The 20,080-nt window shown below is 68.6% G+C and carries 24 protein-coding genes; 6 read left to right on the top strand and 18 right to left on the bottom strand.

Features of this window, described 5'->3' with window-relative positions; translation table 11 throughout:
* Positions 1-31: 31 nt before the first annotated feature.
* The 3 genes from H165_RS0103015 to H165_RS0103005 all read right to left on the bottom strand — a co-directional run bounded on the left by H165_RS0103015 (position 32) and on the right by H165_RS0103005 (position 2,340).
* Complete coding sequence (locus tag H165_RS0103015; protein ID WP_017937428.1) at positions 32-646, bottom strand: LysE family translocator; 615 nt, start codon at positions 644-646, stop codon at positions 32-34.
* 321 nt (positions 647-967) lie between these two features.
* A complete protein-coding gene (locus H165_RS0103010) occupies positions 968-1,771 on the bottom strand; it encodes an NYN domain-containing protein (protein ID WP_017937427.1) in 804 nt (267 codons plus the stop codon).
* Positions 1,772-1,866: 95 nt separating this feature from the next.
* Positions 1,867-2,340 (bottom strand): YbaK/EbsC family protein, encoded by a 474-nt coding sequence (locus H165_RS0103005; protein ID WP_017937426.1) that lies wholly within the window; start codon positions 2,338-2,340, stop codon positions 1,867-1,869.
* A gap of 170 nt (positions 2,341-2,510) precedes the next feature.
* On the opposite strand from H165_RS0103005, the gene H165_RS0103000 reads away from it, so the two are divergent.
* From H165_RS0103000 to ribD, 3 genes are all read left to right on the top strand, one after another.
* Positions 2,511-3,506: a cytochrome-c peroxidase gene (locus H165_RS0103000; RefSeq protein ID WP_017937425.1), complete on the top strand. Its 996-nt coding sequence runs from the start codon at positions 2,511-2,513 to the stop codon at positions 3,504-3,506.
* Positions 3,507-3,639: 133 nt separating this feature from the next.
* Positions 3,640-4,104 carry a transcriptional regulator NrdR gene (gene nrdR / locus H165_RS0102995; RefSeq protein ID WP_017937424.1) on the top strand — a complete coding sequence of 155 codons (465 nt, stop codon included), beginning with the start codon at positions 3,640-3,642 and terminating at the stop codon, positions 4,102-4,104.
* Positions 4,101-5,243, top strand: coding sequence for a bifunctional diaminohydroxyphosphoribosylaminopyrimidine deaminase/5-amino-6-(5-phosphoribosylamino)uracil reductase RibD (gene ribD / locus H165_RS0102990; RefSeq protein ID WP_017937423.1), 1,143 nt, complete (start codon positions 4,101-4,103; stop codon positions 5,241-5,243). Before nrdR ends, ribD begins: the two co-directional genes overlap by 4 nt.
* A 168-nt stretch (positions 5,244-5,411) precedes the next feature.
* On the opposite strand, the gene H165_RS0102985 is transcribed toward ribD, so the two are convergent.
* From H165_RS0102985 to H165_RS0102975, 3 genes are all read right to left on the bottom strand, one after another.
* Positions 5,412-5,756, bottom strand: coding sequence for a zinc ribbon domain-containing protein YjdM (locus tag H165_RS0102985; protein ID WP_017937422.1), 345 nt, complete (start codon positions 5,754-5,756; stop codon positions 5,412-5,414).
* A 99-nt stretch (positions 5,757-5,855) separates the two neighbouring features.
* Positions 5,856-6,314: an LEA/WHy family protein gene (locus tag H165_RS0102980; RefSeq protein ID WP_017937421.1), complete on the bottom strand. Its 459-nt coding sequence runs from the start codon at positions 6,312-6,314 to the stop codon at positions 5,856-5,858.
* Positions 6,315-6,383: 69 nt separating this feature from the next.
* The gene (locus tag H165_RS0102975) at positions 6,384-7,145 is read right to left on the bottom strand and encodes a phytanoyl-CoA dioxygenase family protein (protein WP_017937420.1); all 762 of its coding nucleotides are present in this window, start codon (positions 7,143-7,145) and stop codon (positions 6,384-6,386) included.
* Positions 7,146-7,511: 366 nt separating this feature from the next.
* Between H165_RS0102975 and H165_RS0102970 the strand changes: the two genes are divergently transcribed.
* On the top strand, positions 7,512-8,960 hold the full coding sequence (locus H165_RS0102970; protein ID WP_017937419.1) for a high affinity choline transporter 1: 1,449 nt from the start codon (positions 7,512-7,514) through the stop codon (positions 8,958-8,960).
* Between the two features lie 79 nt (positions 8,961-9,039).
* Here H165_RS0102970 and H165_RS0102965 read toward each other — a convergent pair whose 3' ends face one another.
* Positions 9,040-9,840, bottom strand: coding sequence for an outer membrane protein OmpK (locus H165_RS0102965; protein ID WP_017937418.1), 801 nt, complete (start codon positions 9,838-9,840; stop codon positions 9,040-9,042).
* Positions 9,841-10,103: 263 nt separating this feature from the next.
* Between H165_RS0102965 and H165_RS0102960 the strand changes: the two genes are divergently transcribed.
* A complete protein-coding gene (locus H165_RS0102960; protein WP_017937417.1) occupies positions 10,104-11,162 on the top strand; it encodes an NAD(P)H-dependent flavin oxidoreductase in 1,059 nt (352 codons plus the stop codon).
* Between the two features lies 1 nt (position 11,163).
* Here the strand turns inward: H165_RS0102960 and ada are convergent, their stop codons facing one another.
* The 9 genes from ada to H165_RS0102910 form a co-directional block, all read right to left on the bottom strand.
* Positions 11,164-12,264, bottom strand: coding sequence for a bifunctional DNA-binding transcriptional regulator/O6-methylguanine-DNA methyltransferase Ada (ada, locus tag H165_RS18305; protein ID WP_017937416.1), 1,101 nt, complete (start codon positions 12,262-12,264; stop codon positions 11,164-11,166).
* Positions 12,265-12,925: 661 nt separating this feature from the next.
* The gene (locus H165_RS0102945; RefSeq protein WP_017937415.1) at positions 12,926-13,387 is read right to left on the bottom strand and encodes a glycine cleavage system protein H; all 462 of its coding nucleotides are present in this window, start codon (positions 13,385-13,387) and stop codon (positions 12,926-12,928) included.
* Positions 13,384-13,752, bottom strand: coding sequence for a DsrE family protein (locus tag H165_RS0102940; protein WP_017937414.1), 369 nt, complete (start codon positions 13,750-13,752; stop codon positions 13,384-13,386). The genes H165_RS0102945 and H165_RS0102940 overlap by 4 nt, the downstream gene beginning before the upstream one ends.
* Entirely contained in the window at positions 13,745-14,233 is a 489-nt protein-coding gene (locus H165_RS0102935) for a GNAT family N-acetyltransferase (protein ID WP_017937413.1), read from the bottom strand. Before H165_RS0102935 ends, H165_RS0102940 begins: the two co-directional genes overlap by 8 nt.
* Before the next feature lie 32 nt (positions 14,234-14,265).
* Positions 14,266-14,823 (bottom strand): DUF4136 domain-containing protein, encoded by a 558-nt coding sequence (locus H165_RS0102930; RefSeq protein WP_017937412.1) that lies wholly within the window; start codon positions 14,821-14,823, stop codon positions 14,266-14,268.
* A gap of 90 nt (positions 14,824-14,913) precedes the next feature.
* Positions 14,914-15,510 (bottom strand): DUF4136 domain-containing protein, encoded by a 597-nt coding sequence (locus H165_RS0102925; RefSeq protein WP_026146317.1) that lies wholly within the window; start codon positions 15,508-15,510, stop codon positions 14,914-14,916.
* A 9-nt stretch (positions 15,511-15,519) separates the two neighbouring features.
* Entirely contained in the window at positions 15,520-16,269 is a 750-nt protein-coding gene (locus H165_RS0102920) for a methyltransferase domain-containing protein (RefSeq protein ID WP_017937410.1), read from the bottom strand.
* A complete protein-coding gene (locus tag H165_RS0102915) occupies positions 16,269-16,571 on the bottom strand; it encodes a nucleotide pyrophosphohydrolase (RefSeq protein WP_017937409.1) in 303 nt (100 codons plus the stop codon). The genes H165_RS0102920 and H165_RS0102915 overlap by 1 nt, the downstream gene beginning before the upstream one ends.
* A 98-nt stretch (positions 16,572-16,669) precedes the next feature.
* On the bottom strand, positions 16,670-17,530 hold the full coding sequence (locus H165_RS0102910) for a MaoC family dehydratase (protein WP_017937408.1): 861 nt from the start codon (positions 17,528-17,530) through the stop codon (positions 16,670-16,672).
* A 168-nt stretch (positions 17,531-17,698) separates the two neighbouring features.
* Between H165_RS0102910 and H165_RS0102905 the strand changes: the two genes are divergently transcribed.
* Positions 17,699-18,712 (top strand): AraC family transcriptional regulator, encoded by a 1,014-nt coding sequence (locus H165_RS0102905; RefSeq protein WP_026146316.1) that lies wholly within the window; start codon positions 17,699-17,701, stop codon positions 18,710-18,712.
* 42 nt (positions 18,713-18,754) lie between these two features.
* Here H165_RS0102905 and H165_RS0102900 read toward each other — a convergent pair whose 3' ends face one another.
* Together H165_RS0102900 and H165_RS0102895 are read right to left on the bottom strand one after the other, a co-directional pair.
* Positions 18,755-19,198, bottom strand: coding sequence for a GNAT family N-acetyltransferase (locus H165_RS0102900; protein WP_017937406.1), 444 nt, complete (start codon positions 19,196-19,198; stop codon positions 18,755-18,757).
* Positions 19,199-19,210: 12 nt separating this feature from the next.
* Positions 19,211-19,840, bottom strand: a complete 630-nt coding sequence (locus H165_RS0102895; RefSeq protein ID WP_017937405.1) for an FMN-binding negative transcriptional regulator — start codon at positions 19,838-19,840, stop codon at positions 19,211-19,213.
* Positions 19,841-20,080 lie beyond the last annotated feature (240 nt).

The following is a 20,080-nucleotide window of genomic DNA, read 5'->3' as shown; positions in this document are numbered from 1 at the left end:
GCTTTTTCGTTGTCCGCCCGGCGGCGACGGATCAGCGCTCGCTTACTGCCAGTTTGGCGCCGAGCCCGGCGAAGGCCGCGGCGAAGCCGTAGCGCAGCCAGCGCTGCACCGCCGCGGATTCGATCACCAGGCGGCGGAAGGCATGGGCCACCAGGCCGTAGAGGACGAAGACCGCGAAGGTCAGAGCCATGAAGATGCCGCTCAGGGTCAGCAGCTGCAGCAGCGGCCGGGGGCTGGCCGGGTCCACGAACTGCGGCAGGAAGGCCAGGAAGAAGATGGTCAGCTTGGGATTGAGGATGTTCAGCAGGAACGCCTTGACCATGATCCGCATGGCGCCGCCCTGGGCCGCCGAGCCGTCCACCGCGAAGGCCGACCGGTCCCGCCAGGTGGCGTAGGCGATGTACAGCAGGTAGGCGACCCCGGCGTACTTGAGCACCTGGAAGGCCAGCGCGCTGGTGTGCAGCACCGCCGCCAGGCCGAGGATGGTAGCCAGCAGGTGCGGCACTATCCCAGCCGTGCAGCCGAGGCTCGCATAGACGCTCGCCATCCGCCCGCGGGTCAGCCCGATGGAGATGGTGTAGATCACGCCGGTGCCGGGGATCAGGACGACTACCAGGGAGGTGAGGAGAAATTCGAGACTGATCATGGGGATTCCTTTCCTGTCGGGTTTAGGGATGACCTGCAGGGCATCCGGGGGATGGAGAAGGCCGGGAAGGTTCCGGCCCGGTTTTCACTGGGTCATTTGCTGCCGCCCTTGGCCGGGCGCACGGCCAGATCCCTGAGCGCGGTCGCTATGCGTATGGACTCGTCCAGTTGCGGTCCCGGGGTTGCAGGCATGATAGAGAAAGATGCTTGCGACGGGCAGCAACGAGCAGAGGCTCGGAATTCAGACAACCTGGCATCTGGATCTCCTTGACACTCTTTTTTCAGGTCGTGGGGGCTCCGCTAAGGGGGCTTGCGATCGGCGCTACTTGGCCGCCGGACGCCGATTGCGCACGTACAGCACCTTGTTGCCCGAGCCGCTTTCCCGGGTGACCAGCTCGAAGTGCCTGGGTTGCGCCTTGATCAGCTCGCTGAGCTTCTTGTAGCCGTACAGCCGGGGGTCGAAGTCCGGGCGCAGCTTGTCGATGTTCTGGCCGAGGGCGCCGAGTTGTACCCAGTCGTCCTCGTCGTCGGCGATGTCGTCGAGCACTTTGGCGATGAACTCCACCGGCACCTTCTGGGCTTTCGGTTTGGCGGAGTCCTTGGCCGGTTCGGCGGGCGTCTCGCCGCGCTCCTTGTCCTGGTCGGACTCGGCGGCGGGTTCCCGGCTGGCGCGGAGGATTTCCGTGTAGATGAACTTGTCGCAGGCGCGCACGAAGGGATCGGGCGTCTTGCTTTCGCCGAAACCGTAGACGGTCAGGCCTTCCTCGCGCAGCCGCGCCGCCAGGCGGGTGAAGTCGCTGTCGCTGGAGACCAGGCAGAAGCCGTCGAAGCGCCGGGTGTAGAGCAGGTCCATGGCGTCGATGATCAGCGCGCTGTCGGTGGCGTTCTTGCCCCGGGTGTAGGCGAACTGCTGGATCGGCTGGATGGAGTGGTCGAGCAGCACCTGCTTCCACTTGCCCAGCTGTGGGCTGGTCCAGTCGCCGTAGATGCGCTTGACGCTGGCGATGCCGTACTTGGCGATTTCCTCGAACAGCCCCTCGACGATGGCGGCCGGGGCGTTGTCGGCATCGATCAGCACCGCGAGGTGCTTCTGTTGGCGCGGGGAACTGGCTTTGTTGCTGGCCATGGCACTCTTCCTTGATGGCTGACCTTGCGACCTTACTCCGCCGAACGGCCGGCGCAAAGCCGGCGCGGCTCGTCAAGCGTTTGCCGGAGGGCGAATCAGGCGGGCACCAGTTCCTGGCAGACGTCCACCCATTCGGCGTCCACCAGTTCGGCGAGGCGCTGCGGAGAGAGGCGCACCGCGCTGTGACGGGCGCCGGCGGCGGGGATCACCTCGTCGAAGGCGCGCAGGGAAACGTCGCAGAACACCGGCAGTGGGGTGGCCAGGCCGAACGGGCAGACGCCGCCGACCGGGTGGCCGGTGAGCGCCTCGACGCTCTCGGCATCCAGCATCTTGGCCTTGGCGCCGAAGGTTTCCTTGAGCTTGCGGTTGTCCAGGCGGGCGTCGCCGCGTGCTACCACCAGCAGGGTGCGTTCGCCGACGCGCAGGGACAGGGTCTTGGCGATCCGCCCGGGCTCCACGCCGTGGGCCTCGGCGGCCAGGGCGACGGTGGCGGTGCTGGTCTCCAGCTCGATGATCTCGATATCCGGGGCCTTGGCGGCGAGGAAGGCGCGGACCGATTCCAGGCTCATGGCGGACTCCTGTCGTGGACTGAACTGCGCACTCTAGGAAAGCCGTCCGTTCCTGTCCAGCGACCTCATATGGCAAGTTGACATCATGTTGCTTGATCTGCGTCAACACGCCCTGCATGGGGCTGTAAGACACTGATCGCAAAGCAAAAACTGATGAGGAGTGGTCACCAATGCGCATCCTGTCCCTGTTGTCGGCGGGGCTCTGCATGAGCCTGAATGCCTGGGCGGCGCTTCCCGATGCCAACGAGCCGGTTCAGCCCATCGCCCCGGCGCAAGTCACCAATCCGGAGAAGGTCGAGCTCGGCAAGCAGCTGTTCTTCGATCCGCGCCTGTCGAAGTCTGGCTTCATTTCCTGCAACTCCTGCCACAACCTGAGCATGGGCGGCAGCGACAACCTCCCCACGTCCATCGGCCATAACTGGCAGAAGGGCCCGATCAACGCCCCCACCGTGCTGAACTCCAGCCTGAACCTGGCGCAGTTCTGGGACGGCCGCGCCGCCGACCTCAAGGAGCAGGCCGGCGGGCCCATCGCCAACCAGAAGGAGATGGCCTCCAACCACGTGCTGGCGGTGGACGTGCTGCGTTCCATCCCGCAGTACCAGGAGGCGTTCCGCAAGGTCTACAAGGTCGACGAGATCACCATCGACGAGGTGACCGACGCCATCGCCGAGTTCGAGAAGACCCTGGTGACCCCCGACTCGCGCTTCGACCGCTGGCTCAAGGGGGACGAAAAGGCCATCAGCCAGACCGAGCTGGAGGGCTACCGGCTGTTCAAGTCGATCGGCTGCGTGGCCTGTCACAACGGCCCGGCGCTGGGTGGCAACTCCTTCCAGAAGATGGGGCTGGTCGAGCCCTACAAGACCGACAACCCCGCCGAGGGCGTCGCCGGCCTGACCGGCAAGGACGTCGACCGCTTCAAGTTCAAGGTGCCGACCCTGCGCAACGTGGAACTGACCTACCCGTACTTCCACGACGGCGCCTACTGGAAGCTCGAGGAGGCCGTGGACGTGATGGCGCGCCTGCAGCTGGGCCGCAAGCTGAGCGAGGATGAGATCGGCAAGATCACTGCCTTCCTCAAGACCCTGACCGGCGAGCAGCCGTCCTTCGCCCTGCCGATCCTGCCGCCGTCCACCGCGCAGACCCCGATTCCCACTCCCTTCAACTAAAGGGGAGACGCCCCGCCGGCGCTCCGTCGCGAGCGCCGGCGCCAGGCCCTCGGGGTGCGGCAAGCGGCGCATTTGTCTCGGCGTCGCGATGCGCTACCATGACCGCTCCACTTCCGCACCGCGCCATCCTTCTATGCATTGCCCCTTCTGCGCCGCCAATGACACCAAGGTGATCGACTCCCGTCTGGTCGCCGAGGGCGAACAGGTCCGCCGCCGCCGCGAGTGCGTGGCTTGCGGCGAACGCTTCACCACCTTCGAGACCGCCGAACTGGTGATGCCCCGGTTGATCAAGCAGGATGGCAGCCGCCAGCCGTTCGACGAGGAAAAGCTGCGTGCCGGCATGCAGCGCGCCCTGGAGAAGCGTCCGGTGAGCCTGGAGCGGCTGGAGGCGGCGATCGGCCACATCAAGCACCAGCTGCGCGCCACCGGCGAACGGGAGGTCAAGTCCCGGGTGGTCGGCGAACTGGTGATGGCCGAGCTGCAGAAGCTCGACGAAGTCGCCTACATCCGCTTCGCCTCGGTGTACCGGCGCTTCCAGGATCTCAACGAGTTCCGCGAGGAGATCGACCGCCTCGCCCGTGAACCGGCCAAAGAATGACCGCTATCCAGCAGGATTCCCTCGACGCCCGCTACATGGCCCGCGCCCTCGAACTGGCGCGCAGGGGCCTGTATTCCACTCACCCCAACCCGCGCGTTGGCTGCGTGCTGGTGCGCGACGGCCAGGTGGTCGGCGAGGGCTGGCACGTCCGCGCCGGCGAACCGCACGCCGAGGTGCACGCCCTGCGCCAGGCTGGCGACCGGGCCCGCGGCGCCACCGCCTACGTGACTCTGGAGCCGTGCAGCCACCACGGCCGCACTCCGCCGTGCGCCGAGGCGCTGGTCGACGCCGGCGTGGCCAGGGTGGTGGCGGCCATGCAGGATCCCAACCCGCAGGTCTCCGGGCGCGGCCTGCTGCGCCTCGCCGAGGCCGGCATCGCGGTGCACAGCGGGGTGCTGGAGCGGGAGGCGCGGGATCTCAACCTCGGTTTCATCAAGCGCATGGAAACCGGTCTGCCCTACGTGCGGGTCAAGCTGGCGATGAGCCTGGACGGCCGCACCGCCATGGCCAGTGGCGAGAGTCAGTGGATCACCGGCCCGGCGGCGCGCGGCGAGGTGCAGCGCCTGCGCGCCCGCTCCAGCGTGGTGCTGAGCGGCGCCGACACCGTGCTCACCGACCGGGCGCGGCTTACCGTGCGCGCCGAGGAGCTGGGCCTGAGCGCCGAGCAGACCGCCCTGGCGCTGACCCGCCCGCCGCTGCGCGTGCTGGTCGACGGTCGCCTGCGGGTACCGCTGGACGCGCCCTTCTACCAGGCCGGCGCGGCCCTGGTGGCGACCTGCGCGGCGGCCGCGGCGCGTGACCGCTTCCTCGCCGAGGGCCACGAACTACTGGCGGTACCCGGCAGCAACGGTCACGTAGACCTGCGCAAGCTGCTCGTCGAGCTGGCCGCGCGCGGCGCCAACGAGGTGCTGGTGGAGGCCGGCCCGCGCCTGGCTGGGGCCTTCGCCCGCCAGGGGCTGGTGGACGAGTACCAGCTGTTCGTCGCGCCCAAGTTCCTCGGCTCCAGCGCACGGCCGCTGCTCGAGCTGCCGCTGGCGCGCATGGTCGAGGCGCAGGACCTGGAAATCCGCGACATCCGCGCGGTGGGCGACGACTGGCGGATCATCGCCGTGCCCAGGCCGCGGCTCGCCAGCGTGTAGGCCTGACCGTCGGGCGCGGCGCCGGCGGCGCATTCAGGCATCCGTCGATTACCCTCTGGCCGCGCCCGGATCACGGGGCGCGCTGCCTGTCGTCTGCGCGGCGCCTGGCCAGCGTCGCCAGGCCCTGAAAAGGGGGGAGGCGCCGGGGCGTGGGCCCGGCGCCCTGCGTCAGGCCTTCTTGACGAACTCCGACTTCAGCTTCATGGCGCCGATGCCGTCGATCTTGCAGTCGATGTCGTGATCGCCATCCACCAGGCGGATGTTCTTCACCTTGGTGCCGACCTTGACTACCAGGGACGAGCCCTTGACCTTGAGGTCCTTGATCACGGTAACGGTATCGCCGTCCTGCAGGACGTTGCCCACCGAGTCCTTGATCACCCGGGTGTCTTCGCCGGCGCCTTCCGCGGCGGCTTCGGCGGACCACTCGTGGGCGCATTCCGGGCAGACCAGCAGGCTGCCGTCCTCATAGGTGTATTCGGAATTGCACTTGGGGCAGGGCGGCAGGGTGCTCATGGGCTTGGCCTCGTCGTGAAGTCAAAAGGCCGCATAGTGTATAGGGTTTTGCCGTCCAGGGGGGAGGCGGTCGGTGGATGCTTGCCACCGGCCGGGCGGTCAGCGCACGAGCGGTGGCAGGCTCAGCTCGCCCTCGGCGTTGAAGCGTTCGACGCCGAAGGGCCCGCCGCCCAGCTTGCCGCTCAGCCGGTAGGGCAGGCTCTGCCGTGGCGCCTTGCTGCTCAGCCCCCAGGCCTGGCGGAACATGGAGAAGGCCGAGATGGTCACCGGCACGCTGATCACCGTCTCGCCGAAGCGTGGCACCTCGCCGCGTTCATCGCTCACGCCATAGGCCAGGGGCTGGCCGTTGACCTCCAGGTTCAGGGCCACGCCGTCGTAGCCCACTGCCCGGTCGTTGGGGTTCAGCACCCGTAGCTTGACCGCGAAGCGCATCTCCATACCCTCGCTCGGCATGGGGTCGAGGCCAGCCAGGTCGACGCGCAGCGGCTCTTGCTGACCCAGGCTGGCGCAGCCGGCAAGGACGAGGATGGACAGTAGGGTGACGAGCAGGCGGGGCATGGAACGGGCTCCGTGAGGGAAGGGTGCTCATTGGACAACAGGGTAGTCGCGGGTTCCCTGCCGCTGCCATCAATCGTACTCGGCGGCCTGGTGGTCGCCGAGCAGGCGGCGCTGGCGCGGCGTGCAGGCGGCCAGCACCTCGGGGGTGAAGTGGAATTCCAGGTAGGGTGAGAACTTCTGCGCCACCATGCGCCGCCCGTAGTGCACCTGCAGCAGGTAGCGGATGCGCTCCCTGCTGCGGTTGCGGCTGCCGGCATGCCACAGCTCGCTGCGGAACACCAGCACGTCGCCGGCCCGGCACAGCACCGGCTCGGCGGCGCGGCCGTGCCACGTGGTCTCGCCGGGACGCGGCGCGCGGCCGGCGCGGTGGCTGCCGGGGATCACCAGGGTCGGGCAGAGGTCGGCGTCGATGTCGTCCAGGTAGATATGCGCGGTGCAGATCTGCATGGGCAGGCGGAACTGCGGATCGGCCAGCAGGCTTTCCGGCAGCTCCATCACCAGGTAGTCCAGATGCAGGTCGGCGCCGATGAAGCCGGGATGGCAGCGCCAGGCGGTCTGGCCGATCACGTGACAGTCGCTACCCAGAGCCGCCTCGGCCAGCTCGATGACCCCCGGTAGGTCCAGGTAGGGCAGCCACAGCGGGTCGCGGTTGAACACGCATTTGTAGTGGTCCACCACCAGGCCCTGGTAGTCCCAGTGGATGGACCGCAGGGCGTCGATGGCCTGGCGCAGCTCGGCGATCTGCCGGGCGTCGAGCACGCCGGGGATGAGCACATAGCCGTCCTCGTGCAGGGCTTGCAGGCGTTGCCGGATGAGTGCTGGGCTGGGCATGGCGGTTTTCCTTCTCTGGTCTCGGCTTGGCAGGCGCCGGACGCCCTGGCCAGGCGGCGATCCCCGGGGATCAGGCGGGGATGCGCTGCCATTGGTCGGTTCCTACTGCTTCGCGCATACCCTTGGGCGGCGCGAGAATTTATCGTTTCGCTCCCTCGCGGCTGCCGGCCGGCAGGCTGTCATTTTTTCTGTTCAGTTCTCGCTCGATCGTTTGACATATTTTACGCCTTTGGCAGACTGCCCCGCTTCAGGCAGGGGCCGCCCCCGCGCTGCCTCCGATAACAAGAACTTCGTCTGCCGCGGTGCCCTGCGCGACTCGTCGTGCGCTTCCCGTTGCCGGCGAGCGAGCTCAGGAAACAACAACCAATGCTGATCTGGTTTGTCGCTGCCTACCTGCTGGTAACCGTCGGCGTGGGCTTCTACGCCTCCACCCGCGTCAAGAACGCCAAGGACTTCGCCGCCGGCGGGCGCAGCATGTCCTTTCCCCTGGTCGCCGCCATGGTGTTCGCCACCTGGTTCGGCTCCGAGGCGGTGCTGGGCATCCCCGCCACCTTCATCGAGGAAGGCTTCGCCGGCATCGTCGAGGATCCCTTCGGCTCCTTCGGCTGCCTGATGCTGGTCGGCCTGATCATCGCCCGACCGCTGTACCGAATGAACCTGCTGACCATCGGCGACTACTTCCGCAAGCGCTTCGGGCCCAACGTGGAGCTGATCCTCAGTCTGGTGATCATCGCCTCCTACCTGGGCTGGATCGCTGCCCAGCTGACTGCCCTGGGGGTGGTCTTCAACGTGATTTCCGAGGGCGCCATCAGCACCACCCAGGGCATGTTGCTGGGCACCCTGATCGTGCTGCTCTATACCCTGTTCGGCGGCATGTGGTCGGTGGCGCTGACCGACTTCATGCAGATGCTGATCATCGTGGTCGGTCTGCTCTACCTGACCTGGCTGATCGGCGACATGGCCGGCGGCCCCGAGGCGGTGATCGCCCAAGCGGCCAACGAGGGCAAGTTCACCTTCATCCATTCCTTCGAGCCGCGCGATCTGGTGGCCTTCCTCGGCGCCGCGGTGACCATGATGCTCGGCTCCATCCCCCAGCAGGACGTCTACGCCCGGGTGATGTCGGCGAAGACCGAGACCATCGCCGCGCGCGCCTCCATGGCCGGCGCCTGCTTCTACCTGGGCTTCTGCATGCTGCCGATCTTCCTCACCTACGCGGCGTCGATGATCGACCCGGCGATGGTGCAGCGCTGGCTGGCCGAGGACGCGCAGATGATCCTCCCGCACCTGATTCTGGAGCGCACCCCGCTGTTCGCGCAGATCCTGTTCTTCGGCGCCCTGCTATCGGCGATCATGTCCACTGCCTCGGGCACCCTGTTGGCGCCCTCGGTGACCTTCACAGAGAACATCCTCAAGCGTTTCCTGCCGGCGCTGGATGACCGCCAGTTCCTGCTCGCCATGCGCGTCACGGTGTTCGGCTGCGCCCTCGCCACCCTGGTCTTCGCGCTGTATTCCGATGCCTCCATCTACGAGATGGTCGGCAACGCCTACAAGGTGACCCTGGTGGCCGCCGTGGTGCCGCTGTTCGCCGGGCTGTTCTGGAGGCGCGCCAGTACCCAGGGCGCGCTGCTGGCCATCGCCTGCGGCCTGACTTCCTGGCTGTACCTGGAGTTCACCAGCAGCGAGGAGGCCTTCTGGCCGCCGCAGCTGGCCGGCCTGCTGTTGAGCGTGGCGGGGATGCTGGTCGGTTCGCTGCTGCCGCAGTGGTTCGGCCGCCGTCAGGAGGAGGCCGGCGCCGCCGAGACCGTGCGGGCCTGATGGCAAAACGCCGGGCCGACACTGGGAGGGCGGTCCGGCGTTCTGGCCTCCGCGCAAGGCGCAGGGAGAGGGAGTCAGATCAGAAGTGCACCTTGGCCAGGAAGCTCAGGGCGCTCTGGTCGGTGCGGAAGGCCTGGCTGTCCTCGATGGCGTACTTGTCCGACCAGTAGTCGTATTCCACGCCCACGTAGAACTTCTTCACCGCGGTCCAGCTCAGGGCCTTGCCCAGGTCGTACTTGATCTGCGGGTTGACGTGCAGGTTGGCGTGCATGTCGGTCGGTCGGTTGGACGAGCCGTCCTTGTTGTTCCACACGTAGTCGATGTAGCCGTCGATCACCAGGTCGGAGTTGCCCACTGGGAGGGTGTAGGACCATGCCGGGGTAACCTGCCACTGGCCCTTGGGCTGGCCGCTGATGCCGTCCGGCTTGCGGTAGTAGAAGTTCAGCTGGAAGTAGTCGAAGCCGGGGATATTCAGGTCGAAACCCGGGCCGAGCAGATAGACTTGGTTGCTGTTTTCGCCACGCTCGTAGGTGGCGGCGAGCAGCACGTCCTTGATCGGCCCGAAGGACAGGTCGGCGCCGCTGATCTTGCCGAACGACAGACGCGGGGAAATCTCGCCGTAGTAGGTGTCCTTGCCGGCCTGGCCGTCCGGTGCTCCCTGGTAGTTGATCTGGTCGATGAAGATGAACAGGTCGCCCCAGCTCCAGCCGCTGGCGTGCTCGAAGGTCCAGGTCTGCTGGACCGGCGGGTTCACCTGGAAATCCTTGCCCCACAGGAAGGTCAGGCTGTTGTCCTGCCATTGCAGCAGGTCGCCGGCGGTGGCCTGGCTGGCGGCAAGCAGGCCGCCAGCCAGCGCGAGGGATTTGACTGCGCGGTTCATCGTGATTGGCTCCTAATGGTGTGTCTGTTCTTCTGGGATTCGAACCTGTCTGGACGGTCGGGCCTTCCGGGGGGAGAGCGAGCTCGGAGCCAGGCGCACGGCGAATCGCGGCGGATTCTAGCCGAAGCCCTTAAGTCTTTGTGCGCGTGTTTTTCCCGTCGGAAAAACGCATCCTGAGCGGCTGGACAGCTTTCTGCCGTGGCCTCTGGCTAGCCCCGGGCGCCTCTGCCATAGTGCCGACTCCCTGACCGGAGGAGTCCGCCATGCGCCAACCGCTCTGCCAACTACTCGGTATCCAGTACCCGATCATCCAGGCGCCCATGGCTGGGGTGTCCACCCCGCAGCTCGCTGCGGCGGTCAGCAATGCCGGCGGGCTGGGCTCCCTGGGCGTCGGCGCCAGCACCCCGGCCCAGGTGCGCGAGCTGATCGCGGCGACCCGCGCGCTCACCGACCGGCCGTTCAACCTCAACCTGTTCTGCCACCGTCCGGCGCAGCCCGATGCGACCCGCGAGGCGGCCTGGCTGGCGCATCTCGAGCCATTCTTCGCCGAGTTCGGAGCCCGCCCGCCGGCGGCCCTGGCCGAGCCCTACCCGAGCTTCCTCGCCGATCCGGCCATGCTCGAGCTGCTGCTCGCCGAACGCCCTGCGGTAGTCAGCTTCCACTTTGGCCTGCCGGATGCCGCGACGATCCGCGCCCTCAAGGCTGCCGGCATCGTCCTGCTGGCCAGCGCCACCAGCCTGGACGAGGCCCTCCAGGTGCAGGCCGCCGGCCTCGACGGAGTGATCGCCCAGGGCATCGAGGCCGGCGGCCACCGCGGGGTGTTCGCCCCCGAGCAGGGCGATGTGGGGCTCGGTACCCTGGCCTTGGTGCGTCTGCTGGTGCATCACGTCCGCCTGCCGGTGATCGCCGCCGGCGGCATCATGGACGGCGCAGGGATCGCTGCGGTGCTGGCCCTGGGGGCCGGCGCCGCGCAGCTGGGCACCGCCTTCATCCTCTGCCCCGAATCCTCCGCCAACGCCGCCTACCGGGCCGCGCTGCAGAGCCCCCAGGCCGAGCACACGGCGATCACCGCGGCGATCTCCGGACGCCCGGCCCGAGGGCTGGTCAACCGCATGCACCTGGAGGTGGACGTGCCGGGCGTGCCGCGCCCCGACTACCCGATCGCCTACGCGGCCGGCAAGGCGCTGCACGCCGCGGCCAGTGCGCGGGGCTGTGAGGACTTCGCCGCGTACTGGGCCGGGCAGGGCGCCCCCCTGGCCCGGGCGCTGCCGGCCGCCGAGCTGCTGCGCCTGCTGGTGGAGGAGTGGCAGCAGGCGCGCTGATTCAGCAGGCGGGCGGCGGGGCGTCTGCCTCGCCGGGTGTGGTGGCCTGCGCCTCCCGTGCCTCGCGCTCCAGCAGCGCCTGCTTGCGGGCCACGCCCCAGCGATAGCCGGACAGGCCGCCGTCGCTGCGCACCACCCGGTGACAGGGGATGGCCACTGCCAGACGGTTGCTGGCGCAGGCTCTGGCCACCGCGCGCACCGACTGGGGCCGGCCGATGCGCCGGGCGATCTCCGCATAGCTGGCGGTCGTGCCCGGTGGAATCTCCCGCAGCGCTTCCCAGACACGCTGCTGGAAGGCGGTGCCGCGCACGTCCAGCGGCAGGTCGAGGCCGATCCCCGGAGCCTCGATGAAGCCCACCACCCGGGCGACCAGTCGTTCGAAGTCCCTGTCGCCGCCGATCAGCTCGGCGCGCGGGAACTGGTCCTGCAGGTCGCGCAGCAGCGCTTCCGGATCGTCGCCCAGGAGGATCGCACAGACCCCGCGCTCGCTCTGTGCCACCAGGATGGCGCCCAGCGAACACTGGCCGAGGGCGAAGCGGATGCGGGTGGCAGCGCCGCCGTTGCGGTAGGCGCTGGGCTTCATGCCGAGCAGCCGGTCGGCCTGTGCGTAGAAGCGGCTGCTGGCGCCGAAGCCGGCGGCGTAGAGGGCTTCGGTGACCTGCTCGCCGAGGCCGAGGCGTTCGCGCACCAGGCGGCCGCGGCGGGCCAGGGCGTAGGCCCGGGGCGTCAGCCCGGTGTGTGCCTTGAACAGGCGGTGGAAGTGATGGGCGCTGAGCCCGGCCTCGGTGGCCAGCTCCTTGAGGCTGGGTGGCTGCTCGGCGCTCTCGATGCGCCGGCAGGCGGCGGCCACCAGCGCCGCATGGCGGGTCTGCTCGCGAGCCCGGCGGCTCGGCCGGTAGCCGGCGGCCTCGGCTTCCGCGGCGCTGGCGAAGAATTCCACGTTCTCCGGACGCGGCAGGCGCGCCGGGCTGCTCGGCGGGCAGTACACCCCGGTGGTTCTCACCGCATAGACGAACTGTCCGTCAGCCGCCGGGTCTCGGGCCAGCACGGCCGCCCAGCGCGGATCGCGTTCGATGGCCTGGCCTCGCTCGTTCGCGTTCATGGTACGTCCTCCGCTCGATGCTGGGTTCAGGTTAAGCCCGCGCCTGCGGCGGTGCACTCCGCCTCTTGCGGTCGAATTCGTCAGGCCACGTCGCTTCTGGCGAACTCCTCGGCGAGGAAGTCCAGCAGTTGGCGCACCGAGGGCAAGAGGCAGCGCCGCGACCGGCGCAACGATATCGAGGGACTGGCCATGCTGCTGTCCGACCACGCCCCCGGCTACCGTAATCCGATCACCAGTCACACCCAGCTGACCGCTGGCAAGCAAGCCGGCTTCCAGCCACCACGCTCGGGAGCTTCCCGGGTGCGGTCGTTCGACCAGTCGGCAGGTCGCGCGGGAGCGACCGGGTCATTCCTGACCCGCCCGGGCCAAAAATGGCCTGGGAATTTTCCTTTGTAAATCAGGGTCTTGGCGTCGCATGGGCCAGAAATGGCCTGCCTATCCCGGGGCGTAGGGCGGCCTGTGAGGCAGAGCGTCTGGCGGGAGACTCGAAGATGTCGCGCAAGTCCTTGTCATCAAAGGGATTTTTCGGGGTTTCCGGGGGCTGGCATGCATCCTGCCTTGCCGCAGGCGCCGCCCGCGCGCGGCTGGCTCGCGCAACCGGCCAGCAGCAGGGCAGGACGGGGCGGGCGGAGCGGCCGGTCATGTTCCCTCCCGCTTCGCGCTAGGAGCTGCGCAGGGCCTGCACGCCGTCGGCCTGCGGGTCGAAGCCGTCCTCACGCATGCGTGCGGCGAAGGCTTCCAGCGCCGCTTCATCGCTCAGGAACTCGCCGCGCACCGCCGGCCAGTCGTCGGGCTTCAGGCGGATCATCCAGCCCTCGCCGTAGCAGTCCCGATTGATCAGCCCCGGGCGCTCTACTACGGCTTGGTTGCTGGCCAGCAGGGTGCCGGCCAGCGGACTGCGCGCCGCAGCGGCGGCCTTGGCGAACTCCACCACGCCGAAGCCGCGATCCTTGTCGATGTGCCAGCCGTCGCGCTTGGGGGTGAAGGCGAAGATCTGCCCGTAGAGGGCGCAGCCGTAGGTGGTCAGGCCGAGCACCAGGGCGTCACCGTCCTCGCGCAGCCAGAGGTTGTAGTTCGGGGCGTAGAGCAGATGGTCGGGGAATTCCAGGCCGTGCAGGTTCATAACGTCAGTACCCGGTCGTATTCAAGGATCATCTGGGCCAGTTCGCCGCCGCTGCTGATCTCGTCGAGCTCGTCTATCAGCGTCGTCTCGTCGATCTCCACGCCCGGGGCGCGGCACATCAGCAGGCGCGCCCCGGCCAGCTTGGCCTGGCGGATGAAGTGCAGCAACGGCTCGCCGTCTTCGGCGGCGCGCAGGCTCTCGGCCACCGTACGGCGGGCGAGCTGGGTGCCTTCGCCGCTCAGGAACAGGGTCACCTCGGCGTCCATGCAGGCCAGCAGGGTGGCGGTGTAGAAGGGCGCGGCACAGCGCGCCGGAGTACTCGGCCCGCTGTTGACCAGGATCAGGACGCGCTGCACTTCACTCAAGGGCTTTCTCCAGTTGCACCAGGGCGACTCGCAGGCCGCGTGGGTCGCGGCGCTCGACGATGGCCTGCGGTCGGTAGCCGAGGGTGGTGTAGAGCAGCAGGCCGGCGGTATTGGCATTGAAGCAGGAGATGCGCAGGCTGTGGGCCTTGTAGTGGTGGCGGGCGAGCTGCTCCATGACTCCGACCAGGTAGCGGGCCACGCCCCGGGCGCGGGCCCAGGGCGCCACCATCAGGTTGCCCAGGGTGCAGCTCTCGCCGTGCTGCCACTGGTAGAAGTTGGCGAAGCCGGCGACCCTCTCGTCGAGCAGCGCCACCGTGCTGTCGCGGCGCTCGGCCATCACCGCGGCGAGCTGGCCGACGGTCAGCGGCCAGGCGGCCTTGGGATAGGCGAAGAAGAGTTCGTCGGGGTTCTCCACGAAGGTGATGACTTCGCCGAGGTCGCCGGCGCTGGCCGGGCGGTGGGTGAGGGACGCAGCTGTCATGCTCGGGGGATTCCTGCTCCTGAAACGGAGCCTCAGTGTGGCGGATATTGTGATAGCACTTTGCCTACCGTCTCACGGATCGCCGCTTCGCGTTCCTGCGGGCTGGGTGGCGCGCTGCGCATGATCTGCTCGCCGCTGCCGCGCCAGACCAGCTTGCCGTCGCGGCTGTCGTAGAGGTCGATCTGCAGAGTGGCGACCTTGTAGCTGACGTTGCGCACCTCGGTGACCACCGGACCGCCCCAGTAGCCTCCCCAGTAACCGGCCCAGTGGTTGCCGTAGCTGGTGGTGTACTGGCTCTGCTGCTGTTCGACGATCAGCGCGGCCTGGACCTGCAGGTCGCCCTGGCTACCCGCCGGCGCGGGACGCAGGCCGCGCTGTTCTAGCTGCTGGTCGACCGCTTCGCGGATGCGCAGCTCGGTGAGATCGCTCTTCAGGCGTGGGTCGTCCGGGGCGTAGAGCAGGGGCGGCTGTTTCCAGCTCCAGGTCCGGTAGCTGGCGAAATCGCGGCTGCGGTCGTAGTCGCGGCTCAGCTCGATGCTCTGGCAGGCGGCGAGCAGCAGCGCGGGGATCAACAGGTAGCGGTACGACATGATGCATCCTCTCGAGACGGGGCCGACGAGGCACTCCGTGCGCCGGCCCTTCTTCTAGCCAAGCCCAGGCGCCCGCCGGCGACAAGCCGATCAGTTGGGCGGGAAGCGCTCGAGGGCATTGCGGGTCGCCTGGCGCAGCGCCTCGGTGCTCCTATCGGCGTAGCCGCCAGCCTCGCCGACGCCGCTCCACACCTGCTGGCCGCTGCCGGCATCGATCAGGTCGAGGCGCAGCACCAGCACCGGGCGCCGATAGGTGCGCACCACCGGCACCTGGCCGTACAGCCCGTAGTGGTCGTGCCAGTGGTGGTGGCCGTAGCCGTACCAGCCACCGTAGTCGTCGTAGCTCTGGTACAGGCGCTGCTCGACGCGCAGCTCGGCGCGCGCCTGCAGGTCCGCCGCCTGGCCGGGCCGGGCCTGACGCAAGCCGCGCTGTTCCAGACCGCTGCCGAGGATCTGCAGGACCTGCTCGGCGCTCAGCTCGCCGGTTCCGGTCGGCGGGGCCAGCCAGCTCCAGGTGCGGTAGCGGGCGAAGTCCAGCGGTGCCGGCGGATAGGCGCTGAGGTCCAGGGTATGGTCCGCCTGCGCCGGGGCAGGCGGCAGCGGCACGGACTCGGCCCGGTAGGGGTTCTCGCTCTGGCAGGCGCAAAGGCCCAGGCAGAGTGGCAGGACGAGCATTGGGCGTTGCATGGCGACCTCCTACAGCGGTCGGCAGATCCAGTGCAGGTAACGGCCGAGGCCGGCGAAGGCTGGGTGGCGACGGTAGGCCAGTTCCATCTCCAGCAGGGCGGAAAGGTCCGCCTTGGCCTGGAACTCGGCCGGCATGTAGTCGTGGAACACCCGTACTCCGCTTGTGCATTCGACCCGCCAGATCCCGTCGAGTTGCGCGGCCAGCTCGCGTGGATCGAGGGGTTGCTGCGGAGTCAGGCTGTGCTTCTCACCGGCGAAGCGCTGCCTGCGCAGTTTACGGAAGTGGCCCTTGAGGAGGTTGCGGTAGATCAAGGCATCCTTGTTGTAGAAGGCCAGCGACAGCCAGCCGCCGGGAGTGGTGAGGCGGTGCAGCACCGGCAGGATGGCGTGGGGCTCGGCCAGCCATTCCAGCACCGCGTGGCAGAGCACCAGGTCGAAGGGCTCGGCGAGCTGCCCAGGCAGCTCCTGCCAGGGCGCCTGGAGGAAGGTGGCCTCGCGCCCGGCGGCGGCGAAGCGCTCGCGGGCCGCGGCGAGCATGGGGGCGGCCGGCTCGGCGAGAGTCACCCGGTGACCGCGTTCGGCCAGCCACAGGCCCATGTGACCGAGCCCGGCGCCGACGTCCAGCACGCGCAGCGGGCGTTCCGGCAGGACCTCGGCGAGATCGGCCTGGAGCACCGCGAGGCGGATGGCGCCCTTGGCGCCGCCGTAGATCTTCTCGGCGAAGCGGGTGGCTAGTTCGTCGAAGTGGCGGTCGTTCATCAGGCGAACCGCCGTTCGCTGTCGGCCAGCTTGGCGCGCACCGCCTGGTCCATGTCGATGCCCAGCTCGGCGCAGAGCAGAAGCAGGTAGAGGACGATGTCGCCCACTTCCTGGCCGGCGTGTTCGAGCTGTTCGGGAGACAGGCGACGCGACTCGTCCTCGCTCAGCCACTGGAAGATCTCCACCAGCTCGGCCATCTCTACGCTGGCGGCCATGGCCAGGTTCTTCGGGCTGTGGAAGCGCTGCCACTGGTTGCGGTCGCGGATGGCGTGCAGGCGCCGGGTCAGTTCGTCGAGGTTCATGCGGCTTTCTCCTTGCAAGCCGCATAGCTTCGGCGCCCGGAGCCCGGCAGGCAAGCACCGCTGCCCGGGGGCGGGCAGCGGTGGTCGGGGCTGGGCTATCAGATCTGGGCGAGAGGCTGCCAGCTACCGCTCATGTGCACGATGTCCTGGCCGCCTTCCAGGCGGAACTGGCCGCGCTCGCCCGGCGCGCTGGCCAGCAGGCCGACATGGGCGGGCAGCAGCACCGGCTTCTGGAAGCGCACCGCCACCTCGTAGCCGGTGCGCGGCAGATGGCCGGCCAGGGCGCCCAGGGCGCGGCCCTTGCTCCACAGACCGTGGGCGATGGCGCGCGGAAAGCCGAACAGGCGGGCGGACAGGGGGCTCAGATGGATCGGGTTGAAGTCGCCGGAAACCCGCGCATAGCGCCGGCCGATGTTCGCTGGCACCGACCAGTCGGCCAGGGGCGTCAGAGGCAGTGCCTCTTCCTGAGGCGCTTCCGCCGGGCTGCCGTCCAGGCGCACGGCGCGGCACAGCAGGCGGCTGTCGCCTTCCCAGAGCAGGCCGAGCTGGTCCTCCAGGCTGGTGATCAGGCTGAACACTGCGCCCTTGGCATGGGGCTGCAGGTCCGCCAGACGCACGCCGACCCGGAAGGGCCCCAGCCCACCGAGCGGACGCAGTACGCGCACGCGGTTCTCCAGGTGGACCAGACCGAGTAGCGGGAAGGGGAAGCGCGGATCGGTGAGCAGCTGCATCTGCAGGGGGAAGGCCAGCAGATGCGGGTAGGCCGGCGGCAGGCAGCCGTCGTCGGCAACCGCGCAGAGTTGCCGGTAGCGGGCCAGGTGGCGGGGATCGACGCTGACCTGGCTGCGCAGGCCGAAGTCCGGCAGCGTCCGGCCGGTCACCTTGCGACGCAGCGCGGCCTTGAGGAACAGACCGGGCAGGGCGGGGGGAGTGGGCAGCTCGTGCCAGTCGATGGCCATGGACAAGTCTCCTCGATGCAGATCGCGGCAGCTTAGCCAGCTGCGCCGCGCATGCATTGGCAGCCCGGCGGTAGACGCCGGCGAGGCGGTCAATCCCGGTTGAGTCCGGGGGGTAAAACTGCCTAAGATGGCCGCGCCAAACGGACAATAAGAACCTCTGCGACCATGATGCGTGATCTGACCGACGATGTAGCGCTGATGCGCCCGGTGATCGACGCCTTGCGTGCCAGCGGCGCCGACCCGGACCGTGTTCTGGCGCGCCTCGGCCTGGCGCCGGGAGAGCTGCCATCCGGGCGTTTTCCCCATACTGCCCAGGCGCAGTTCTGGAAGGCGGCCGCCGAGGAATGCGGCGAAGAACATGTCGGTCTCTACCTGGCCGCCCACCTGCCGGCATTCCACGGCCTGCTGCTCGAATACCTGTTCCTCTCCAGCGAAACCTTCGGCGACGGTCTGCGCCACGCGCTGCGCTATGCACGCCTGCTCTCCGACACCCTGAGCGCGCGCCTGGAGGTCAATGGCGCGGTGGCGGTGCTGTCCCTCGGCATGGAGCAGGGCAGCAGCCGGCATTTCCCGGAGATGCTCGCCGGCGCGGTGATCCGCCTGTTCGGCGCGCTCACCGACCAGGAGTTCCGGCCGCTGCGGGTGCAGCTGATGCACGAGGAGGGGGCGCCGCCGGAGCGCTACCTGGAGGTCTACGGTTGTCCGGCCGAGCTGGGCGCCGAGCGCTACGCGCTGAGCTTCGACGCCGCGGTGCTGGCCAAGCCGTCGCGGCATGCCGCGCCGGAGCTGCTGCGCATCCATGAGTCCCTGGCCCGCCGCCAGCTGGCCGAGGTGGAACGCCTGGACCTGGTGCGCCAGGTCCGCGAGCTGATCGCCGAGCTGCTGGTCAACGGCGGGGTGACTCTCGAGCAGGTCGCCGGACGCCTCGGCATGCCGCCGCGCCGCCTGCGCGAGCGCCTGGCCATGGCCGGGGTGCGTTTCAACGATCTGATTACCGACTACCGCTGCCGGCTGGCCAAGGAGCTGCTGCTGAATACCGACGAGCGCATCGAGGTGATCGTCGAGCGCACCGGCTTCTCCGAGCCGAGTACCTTCTACCGGGCCTTCAAGCGCTGGGTTGGCGAGACCCCGGTGGAATTCCGCCGGCGCGGCAAGGCGCGCGCCTCCGAAGAACCCCTCTAAGCGACCTCCGGGGACGCCGCGCCTGGCTGCGTGGTGCCTCTCTCACAGCAGCTTGCGGTACTGGATGAAGCCGGGGCGTTCGGCGACCTGGTCGTACAGCTGGCGGCCGCGGTAGTTGCTCTCCTGGGTCAGCCAGTGCACGCGGCTGGCCCCGGCGGCGCGGGCCTCGGCATAGACATGTTCGATCAGTTGACGGCCGATGCCGTTCCCGCGGCAGTCCTCGGCGACGTACAGATCCTGCAGGTAGCAGTAGTCGCCGCTGGTCCAGCAGGAGCGGTGGAAGATCCAGTGCACCAGGGCCACGGCGCGGCCGTCCTGCCAGGCCAGAGCGGCGTGCATGGGCTCGTTCGGGTCGAGGAAGCGCTGCCAGGTGAGCGCGCTGGTGGCCGCGGGGATCTCGGTGGCGTAGAAGCGCTGGTAGCCCTGCCAGAGGGGCAGCCAGGCGGCATGGTGGTTGGCTTCGACCGGGCGGATCTCGATGCTCATGGGGTTCCTTCCTTACAGGTCGTTCATACGGGCGGCCAGCTCGCGGTCGCGGGCATCCGGGCTGGCGGCCAGCCCCTCGCGCACGCACTGGAAGTCAGCGGCACTGCGGTTCTGGCCGAGCTTCCACTTGCCTTCCAGATGACGGATCGGCAGGGCGAAGCCGACGATGGCGCGCAGCATGGTGTCGATGTACTCGCGCGGTGCATCGGCCACCGACCAGGGCGTGGGGCGACCGGCCTCGTGCCGGTCGCTGAGGCGGCTGACCACCTGTAGCAGGCGCTCGGCATCCTCGAAGATCTCGGCGCGGCCGTAGGCATGCACGGCGATGTAGTTCCAGGTCGGCACCACCTTGCCATGCTCGGCCTTGGCCGGATACCAGGCCGGGGTGATGTAGGCGTCCGGGCCGTTGAAGATCACCAGCGCCTCGCCGTCCGCGGCCAGCGCCCGCCAGTGCGGGTTGCCGCGGGCGATATGCCCGTAGAGGGTGCCGAACTCGCCCTCCTCGGGCTCCAGCAGCAGGGGCAGGTGGCTGGCCTGCAGCCCCTCCGCGCTCTGGCTGACCAGCGTGGCCAGCCGGCTGGCGCGGATCTGCCGGTGCAGTTCGGCAAGGTCGTCCTGGCGAAAGGCGGAGGGAATGTACATGGCGGCGCTCCGGGCGGGGATGTTCCATCCTAGACGGGAGCGCGGCCCGGGGGTAAGCGACACTTGTGGCGATTTTCGCTGGCACAGTCGGACGGTCCTTGGCTTGGCTCGAAAGACCGCGCTCATGTGTGTTAGGTTCTGTACGAAAAGTCCAAACGGGTAGAATCGGCGCCATGACAGGCTGGAGGCCCGCATGGCAAAGCGTTACGAACTCCCGGATGCAGCTTGGGAGCTGATCGC

It is taken from the genome of Pseudomonas thermotolerans DSM 14292 (assembly GCF_000364625.1).
Taxonomy (GTDB): domain Bacteria; phylum Pseudomonadota; class Gammaproteobacteria; order Pseudomonadales; family Pseudomonadaceae; genus Aquipseudomonas; species Aquipseudomonas thermotolerans.
This window is presented reverse-complemented; position numbering and strand designations above follow the sequence as displayed.